This window comes from Herbaspirillum sp. SJZ099 (genome assembly GCF_007828355.1).
Lineage (GTDB): Bacteria > Pseudomonadota > Gammaproteobacteria > Burkholderiales > Burkholderiaceae_D > Herbaspirillum.
In genome coordinates, this window is record NZ_VIUO01000019.1 from 1 (window position 1) to 6,067 (window position 6,067).

At 50.8% G+C, this 6,067-nt stretch carries 1 protein-coding gene, 2 tRNA genes and 3 rRNA genes; all 6 read left to right on the forward strand.

The window, feature by feature from the left end:
* Nucleotides 1-274, forward strand: a 274-nt coding sequence (locus FB597_RS20400) for a hypothetical protein (protein ID WP_222428661.1), incomplete at its 5' end; no start/stop codon positions are given.
* Nucleotides 275-608: 334 nt separating this feature from the next.
* Nucleotides 609-2,141: ribosomal RNA gene (locus FB597_RS19975) — 16S ribosomal RNA — on the forward strand.
* A gap of 123 nt (nucleotides 2,142-2,264) precedes the next feature.
* Nucleotides 2,265-2,341, forward strand: a tRNA-Ile gene (locus FB597_RS19980).
* Nucleotides 2,342-2,348: 7 nt separating this feature from the next.
* Nucleotides 2,349-2,424 (forward strand) — tRNA-Ala (locus FB597_RS19985).
* A gap of 280 nt (nucleotides 2,425-2,704) precedes the next feature.
* Nucleotides 2,705-5,576: ribosomal RNA gene (locus FB597_RS19990) — 23S ribosomal RNA — on the forward strand.
* Nucleotides 5,577-5,725: 149 nt separating this feature from the next.
* A 5S ribosomal RNA gene (rrf, locus tag FB597_RS19995) occupies nucleotides 5,726-5,838 on the forward strand.
* Together the 16S, 23S and 5S rRNA genes with 2 tRNA genes alongside form the textbook arrangement of a ribosomal RNA operon.
* The last annotated feature ends 229 nt before the right edge of the window (nucleotides 5,839-6,067 follow it).

Below are 6,067 nucleotides of genomic sequence, written 5' to 3' on the forward strand. Positions count from 1 at the left end.
GTTAGGGGCGGGCATTTTTTTTGAATTATTTCCGTACAACGAGGCGTGCCGCAACGCCAGTGCTGGCGCGGGTTTGGCGGTGGAGGTTGGGTGTGGTGGAGGTGATTGGATAAATTATTTTTCATTATTTTTAAAAAAGTACTTGCGCGGGATGTGGTGGGTTGCTATAGTTCGCCCCCTGCTGACGCGACACACGAAGCGACGAGAAAAACGAAGCGGAAATAGTGCGCGAAGCAGAGGGAAGTTGAAGGGAAAGTTGGGGTTTGAGCGGTAAGAAACTTCAGCAAAAATTTTTAAGAAAGCGTTAAAAAAGTAGTTGACGCAAATTAAAAATGACCTCATAATCTCGTTTCTCTGCTGCTGACAAACAAAACGATTTGCCAGCGACGCGAACGAAGCGAAAGCGACGGACGCGACAGACAAGATCTTTAAAAATTAACAGCCGATAAGCGTGGGCGTTTAATGAAGTGCGACAGACCTTCGGGTCTGGAAACTTTAAACATTAAATGCTCACAAGAAATATAGGTAAGATCGCAAGAAATTACCTGTCAGTATTTTGAGAGAGCGACACCCTTCGGGGTGGCCAGAAATGGCACAAAACAGAGATTAAACTAAAGAGTTTGATCCTGGCTCAGATTGAACGCTGGCGGCATGCCTTACACATGCAAGTCGAACGGCAGCATAGGAGCTTGCTCCTGATGGCGAGTGGCGAACGGGTGAGTAATATATCGGAACGTGCCCTAGAGTGGGGGATAACTAGTCGAAAGATTAGCTAATACCGCATACGATCTACGGATGAAAGTGGGGGATCGCAAGACCTCATGCTCCTGGAGCGGCCGATATCTGATTAGCTAGTTGGTGGGGTAAAAGCTCACCAAGGCGACGATCAGTAGCTGGTCTGAGAGGACGACCAGCCACACTGGGACTGAGACACGGCCCAGACTCCTACGGGAGGCAGCAGTGGGGAATTTTGGACAATGGGGGCAACCCTGATCCAGCAATGCCGCGTGAGTGAAGAAGGCCTTCGGGTTGTAAAGCTCTTTTGTCAGGGAAGAAACGGTTGCAGCTAATATCTGCGACTAATGACGGTACCTGAAGAATAAGCACCGGCTAACTACGTGCCAGCAGCCGCGGTAATACGTAGGGTGCAAGCGTTAATCGGAATTACTGGGCGTAAAGCGTGCGCAGGCGGTTGTGTAAGACAGATGTGAAATCCCCGGGCTCAACCTGGGAATTGCATTTGTGACTGCACGGCTAGAGTGTGTCAGAGGGGGGTAGAATTCCACGTGTAGCAGTGAAATGCGTAGATATGTGGAGGAATACCGATGGCGAAGGCAGCCCCCTGGGATAACACTGACGCTCATGCACGAAAGCGTGGGGAGCAAACAGGATTAGATACCCTGGTAGTCCACGCCCTAAACGATGTCTACTAGTTGTCGGGTCTTAATTGACTTGGTAACGCAGCTAACGCGTGAAGTAGACCGCCTGGGGAGTACGGTCGCAAGATTAAAACTCAAAGGAATTGACGGGGACCCGCACAAGCGGTGGATGATGTGGATTAATTCGATGCAACGCGAAAAACCTTACCTACCCTTGACATGGATGGAATCCCGAAGAGATTTGGGAGTGCTCGAAAGAGAACCATCACACAGGTGCTGCATGGCTGTCGTCAGCTCGTGTCGTGAGATGTTGGGTTAAGTCCCGCAACGAGCGCAACCCTTGTCATTAGTTGCTACGAAAGGGCACTCTAATGAGACTGCCGGTGACAAACCGGAGGAAGGTGGGGATGACGTCAAGTCCTCATGGCCCTTATGGGTAGGGCTTCACACGTCATACAATGGTACATACAGAGGGCCGCCAACCCGCGAGGGGGAGCTAATCCCAGAAAGTGTATCGTAGTCCGGATTGGAGTCTGCAACTCGACTCCATGAAGTTGGAATCGCTAGTAATCGCGGATCAGCATGTCGCGGTGAATACGTTCCCGGGTCTTGTACACACCGCCCGTCACACCATGGGAGCGGGTTTTACCAGAAGTGGGTAGCCTAACCGCAAGGAGGGCGCTCACCACGGTAGGATTCGTGACTGGGGTGAAGTCGTAACAAGGTAGCCGTATCGGAAGGTGCGGCTGGATCACCTCCTTTCTAGAGTGCGCACGAAGTTAAGCGTCCACACTTATCGGCTGTAAATCAATAAGAACAGTTATTTGGTAGGAAGCACGGTTTGATGCAAATTGCTGAGAACTTGCTACTGATACTGATCCAAGCGGGTCTGTAGCTCAGCTGGTTAGAGCACCGTGTTGATAACGCGGGGGTCGTTGGTTCGAGCCCAACCAGACCCACCAAGGTTTCGGGGGTTTAGCTCAGCTGGGAGAGCACCTGCTTTGCAAGCAGGGGGTCGTCGGTTCGATCCCGTCAACCTCCACCAAGATATCAAACCTAAGTCAGCGCTGTGAAAGGCGTTGTGATTTAGGTTTGGTCTTTTAAGACTAATGGCTGTTTTTGTTCTTTAACAATCTGGAAGAAGTAAAGATTCATTTAAACGATCGCCAGGACTTCGGTTCTTGCGAAAGTAAAAATGGGTGTGATTGTATCAATCAAAGTATTACGAAGTGATCTTAGCAATTAGAAGACTTACTTTGGCAATACGGCAAACGCTAAACTCAAATTTTTCTATAGCGCTCTGGCAACAGAGGCTAACGTTATAGGAACAAGCGAATAAGTGCACATGGTGGATGCCTTGGCGATTACAGGCGATGAAGGACGTAGTAGCTTGCGATAAGCTGCGGGGAGCTAGCAAACAAGCTTTGATCCGCAGATTTCCGAATGGGGAAACCCACCCGCAAGGGTATCACTCACTGAATACATAGGTGTGTGAAGCGAACGTGGCGAACTGAAACATCTAAGTAGCTACAGGAAAAGAAATCAACCGAGATTCCCAAAGTAGTGGCGAGCGAAATGGGACCAGCCTGCAAGATTTAGCATCGATGATAGTGGAACGGAATGGAAAGTCCGGCCATAGAGGGTGATAGCCCCTTACACGAAATCATTGGTGTGGAACTAGGCTTGCGACAAGTAGGGCGGGACACGTGAAATCCTGTCTGAATATGGGGGGACCATCCTCCAAGGCTAAATACTCGTAATCGACCGATAGTGAACCAGTACCGTGAGGGAAAGGCGAAAAGAACCCCGGAAGGGGAGTGAAATAGATCCTGAAACCGTGTGCATACAAACAGTAGGAGCCTCGCAAGGGGTGACTGCGTACCTTTTGTATAATGGGTCAGCGACTTACATTCAGTGGCAAGGTTAACCGCATAGGGAAGCCGTAGAGAAATCGAGTCCGAATAGGGCGTTCAGTCGCTGGGTGTAGACCCGAAACCAAGTGATCTATCCATGGCCAGGTTGAAGGTGCGGTAACACGCACTGGAGGACCGAACCCACTAATGTTGAAAAATTAGGGGATGAGCTGTGGATAGGGGTGAAAGGCTAAACAAACTTGGAAATAGCTGGTTCTCTCCGAAAACTATTTAGGTAGTGCCTCAAGTATCACCATCGGGGGTAGAGCACTGTTATGGCTAGGGGGTCATCGCGACTTACCAAACCATTGCAAACTCCGAATACCGATGAGTGCGAGCTTGGGAGACAGACGCCGGGTGCTAACGTCCGACGTCAAGAGGGAAACAACCCAGACCGCCAGCTAAGGTCCCAAAGATTGGCTAAGTGGAAAACGAAGTGGGAAGGCTAAAACAGTCAGGAGGTTGGCTTAGAAGCAGCCATCCTTTAAAGAAAGCGTAATAGCTCACTGATCGAGTCGTCCTGCGCGGAAGATGTAACGGGGCTAAGCCAGTCACCGAAGCTGCGGATATCCGTAAGGATATGGTAGGAGAGCGTTCTGTAAGCCTGTGAAGGTGTCTTGTAAAGGATGCTGGAGGTATCAGAAGTGCGAATGCTGACATGAGTAGCGATAATGCGGGTGAAAGGCCCGCACGCCGTAAGCCCAAGGTTTCCTGTTCAACGTTCATCGGAGCAGGGTGAGTCGGCCCCTAAGGCGAGGCAGAGATGCGTAGCTGATGGGAAGCAGGTTAATATTCCTGCACCGTCGTTAGATGCGATGGGGGGACGGATCGCGGAAGGTTGTCCGGGTGTTGGATGTCCCGGTTTCTGTATCAGAGAAGGCTGTTAGGCAAATCCGGCAGCGTAATTCAAGGGTATGGGACGAGCGAACTTGTTCGCGAAGCAATCGGAAGTGGTTCCAAGAAAAGCCTCTAAGCTTCAGTCTAACGAGACCGTACCGCAAACCGACACAGGTGGGCGAGATGAGTATTCTAAGGCGCTTGAGAGAACTCGGGAGAAGGAACTCGGCAAATTGGTACCGTAACTTCGGGATAAGGTACGCCCAAGTAGTTTGACTGGCCTGCGCCAGAAGGATGAAAGGGTTGCAATAAAATGGTGGCTGCGACTGTTTAATAAAAACACAGCACTCTGCAAACACGAAAGTGGACGTATAGGGTGTGACGCCTGCCCGGTGCTGGAAGATTAAATGATGGGGTGCAAGCTCTTGATTGAAGTCCCAGTAAACGGCGGCCGTAACTATAACGGTCCTAAGGTAGCGAAATTCCTTGTCGGGTAAGTTCCGACCTGCACGAATGGCGTAACGATGGCCACACTGTCTCCTCCCGAGACTCAGCGAAGTTGAAATGTTTGTGATGATGCAATCTACCCGCGGCTAGACGGAAAGACCCCATGAACCTTTACTGTAGCTTTACATTGGACTTTGAACCAATCTGTGTAGGATAGGTGGGAGGCTTTGAAGCGTGGACGCTAGTCTGCGTGGAGCCAACCTTGAAATACCACCCTGGTTTGTTTGAGGTTCTAACCTTGGTCCGTTATCCGGATCGGGGACAGTGTATGGTAGGCAGTTTGACTGGGGCGGTCTCCTCCCAAAGTGTAACGGAGGAGTTCGAAGGTACGCTAGGTACGGTCGGACATCGTGCTAATAGTGCAATGGCATAAGCGTGCTTAACTGCGAGACTGACAAGTCGAGCAGGTACGAAAGTAGGACATAGTGATCCGGTGGTTCTGTATGGAAGGGCCATCGCTCAACGGATAAAAGGTACTCTGGGGATAACAGGCTGATTCCTCCCAAGAGTTCATATCGACGGGGGAGTTTGGCACCTCGATGTCGGCTCATCACATCCTGGGGCTGTAGCCGGTCCCAAGGGTATGGCTGTTCGCCATTTAAAGTGGTACGTGAGCTGGGTTTAAAACGTCGTGAGACAGTTTGGTCCCTATCTGCCGTGGGCGTTGGAAGTTTGAAGGGGGCTGCTCCTAGTACGAGAGGACCGGAGTGGACGAACCTCTGGTGTATCGGTTGTCACGCCAGTGGCATTGCCGAGTAGCTAAGTTCGGAAGAGATAACCGCTGAAAGCATCTAAGCGGGAAACTCGCCTTAAGATGAGACTTCCCGGGAACTAGATTCCCCTAAAGGGTCGTTCGAGACCAGGACGTTGATAGGTCAGGTGTGGAAGCGCAGTAATGCGTTAAGCTAACTGATACTAATTGCCCGTGCGGCTTGTTCCTATAACATTAGCTCGGTTATAGACAAGTTTGCGTTATGTGTTTGCCCTTATGTGCATCACACCCTTATGTAACACCTAATGAATCAATACTTCTTCCAAGATTGGGTTGCCCGCTGCTCCGTTTGAGAGCGTGCAACTTTACAAGTTATGCCTGATGACTATAGCAAGTTGGTACCACCCCTTCCCATCCCGAACAGGACCGTGAAACGACTTCGCGCCGATGATAGTGCTGCAACCAGTGTGAAAGTAGGTCATCGTCAGGCTTGTTACTCCGCAATAGCCTCTCCATCTCTGATGGGGAGGCTTTTTGCTTTGTGATTTGGGACTTTGTGGAGCCTCTCGTTGGGGCTTAGCGTTTAGCCCTTCTGGCTCTGGGCTTCGCTTCGGCTTGGAAGCTTGGGCTGCCTCTGCGAGCGTACTCCATACCCGCCTCCCCGCCGCTCGCGCTGCCAAGGCACGCCGTATTCGGTGGCAACCCCTGCATCTACCTCC